This window comes from Alphaproteobacteria bacterium, from assembly GCA_024244705.1.
Lineage (GTDB): Bacteria > Pseudomonadota > Alphaproteobacteria > JAAEOK01 > JAAEOK01 > JAAEOK01.
Map to the genome: position 1 here is coordinate 1 of JAAEOK010000012.1, position 2,606 is coordinate 2,606.

At 44.8% G+C, this 2,606-nt stretch carries 1 protein-coding gene; it reads right to left on the minus strand.

Annotated elements, in window-relative coordinates; all coding sequences use genetic code 11:
* Positions 1-1,024: 1,024 nt before the first annotated feature.
* On the minus strand, positions 1,025-1,669 hold the full coding sequence (locus GY791_01395) for a hypothetical protein (protein ID MCP4327079.1): 645 nt from the start codon (positions 1,667-1,669) through the stop codon (positions 1,025-1,027).
* Positions 1,670-2,606: the final 937 nt, after the last annotated feature.

Sequence of the window (2,606 nt, forward strand, 5' to 3'; positions counted from 1 at the left end):
GGGTTAGGGTTAGGGTTAGGGCTTTACGGATTAGGGCTTAGGGTTAGGGTTTTAGGGTTTAGGGTTTAGGGTTTAGGGTTAGGCTTAAGGTTAGGGTATAGGATTAGGATTAGGGTTAGACCTAAGGTTAGGGTTAGGCCATTAAATAATTAACATTGATGCATCTAAGCGTAGGCGGTGCATTCATGTGGATTTGTGATGCTAGGGTTAGGGTTATTGTTGCTGTTACGATTTTTGTGTTTGAATTCTCTGTGTAGCGCTAATCATTCACTCACAGATCCCTGGCTCTACCCGAATTCCCAAGCCTTAACACACTGTTATGGCACGTGATTGAGTAGCCGGGGTTGAGGTATCATTACCGACATGACTTTATTTAGTTTATTGCACATAAAGGGCTGCTGTTGCTGCATTCTAGCGTTCTTATCATATGTTACTAGGTACTTAGGTTGTAATGTTTATATAGGAATGTAACTTGTGTTGTAGCTCTCTCTCTCTCATTTTCTGTAATTCCCAATAAAAGTGGAATAAGATTGATTGAAATTAACCGCTGCGAAAGGATATTACTTCTTGTGTGAACTTCGTGCGTGGTTGAGAGTATGGAGGGAGACTAGTCCAACCCGAATAAATTTCATCACCCATCCATTTAGGCATTGAATTACTGTTAACAGAATTATTTTGTCTATTTGAAGTTTATTAAAGCACTATAACTACTACTACTACCACCACTACTACGACTACCACTACTACTACTACTACTACTACTACTACTACCACTACTACAACAACTACTACTACTACCACTACTACTACTACAATTAATGAAAACCGCAACTCCCCTTATCTTTAGTTTTTTCCTGCCTAGTGGGAGATTTGAATTGAAGCTGCTGTTTCACGTAGATCCGCCAAATAGCTCTCCCACTGTCTCCGTAGATCCTTCAAGTGGGCCGTGATGGGTACTGTTCAGGGTATTTCCACCTATTTCACCATAGATCCCTGAAATTGCTTTTCCATTGCCGCCCTACATTCACGGGCCAGGGGGGGGATTTAGTACAGGGGGGGGATTTAGTACAGTGGGATAATATTTGGTATGAGACGGCTGTGCCACCCACGGCGAACGTTCCGCCTGTTTCGCCTCTGCCTGTCGTTGACTCGGGTTTTTCGGGTCAACCAGGGGGGGAGGTGGGGGTTGATTCGGGTTTTTCGGGTCAACCAGGGGGGGAGGTGGGGGTTGATTCGGGTTTTTCAGGTAATACAGGGTTTCCTCCAGCAGCGCCTGTACCTCCCGCAGCACCTGTTCCTCCCGCAGCGCCTCTTCCTCCCGCAGCGCCTGTACCTCCCGCAGCGCCTGTTCCTCCAGCAGCGCCTGTACCTCCCGCAGCGCCTGTACCTCCCGCAGCGCCGGTTCCTCCCGCAGCGCCTGCTTCGCCTGTTCCTGTCTCACCGTATTTCCGCGCCTACATCCGTGGCCAGGTTGGCAACCTGCCGGGTAAACCAGGGGTTGAATCGGGTTTTCCGGGGTTTTCGGGTTTTTCGGGTAATACAGGGTTCTCTCCCGCAGCGCCCGTTCCTCCCGCAGCGCCTGTACCTCTTTCACCGTAGATCCGTCGTAAGCAGCATGCGTAAGACCAAAATAGAAAACCAGAAGCAAAAATTTGGCAAGGTTCAACATGTCTCTCTGGATTCTCCACGTAGCGCTCGCTAATCACTCACAGGCAAGTCTCTACCCGAATTCCCAACCTTATCACACTATTGCTGCGTGTAAGAAAGTAACTATACGTTATGCCAAGATCCAGTGGTGGAGTTGATAACATAAAAACTGTGGCGTTACTGATTATTTGGCGTAATTGGGTGTCACTTCTTTTCTAAGTGTAACGTGTCACTCGCTAAGGGTACACCGATTAGGGTGTACATATATGTGTGGTTTACCCGGAAAAAGTTAACGCAATTTCACATATATATCTTAACTATTACGTATCTTAACATATATTTCTTTAAGTATAATTAACAATTTTCGCTTAAATATCAACTTCAATAACTTTATAACTTCAATAATTACCTTGCAAATATACCGTGCAAGAACCTATAATGCATATCGCTGCATCCCAATCACAACTTTGAGTCACTATATGCAGGCAAAATAGAACCCCAACAACGCATCACCTTGAAGTCGCATATTTGTCCTATGTATTGTTCAACTGGTCGTATGCAGCTAACCTGAACTGTGTCTAAACAGTTCCTAGCGTTTACTTACTTTTCTGGGGTTGTAATCCCAGGATGACCCGTAAGGCTCAATGTCATTTATGGCAGTGATAATTTATTGGTATATTAAACCTCAGGATGATGCATTAACCCGAGCCTCAGGATGTTGCATTAACCCGAGTAAACCATATATGGATGTACATTTCAATCAGTGTACGTACATGCAATTGTACTTAAATATAAACGATATATAGGTGTTAGGGTTAGGGTTAGGGTTAGGGTTAGGGCTTTACGGATTAGGGCTTAGGGTTAGGGTTTTAGGGTTTAGGGTTTAGGGTTTAGGGTTAGGCTTAAGGTTAGGGTATAGGATTAGGATTAGGGTTAGACCTAAGGTTAGGGTTAGGCCA

Excerpts from the sequence above, each read along its gene's own strand:
- GY791_01395 (MCP4327079.1), bottom strand. The coding sequence starts at position 1,669 with ATGTTGAACCTTGCCAAATTTTTGCTTCTGGTTTTCTATTTTGGTCTT.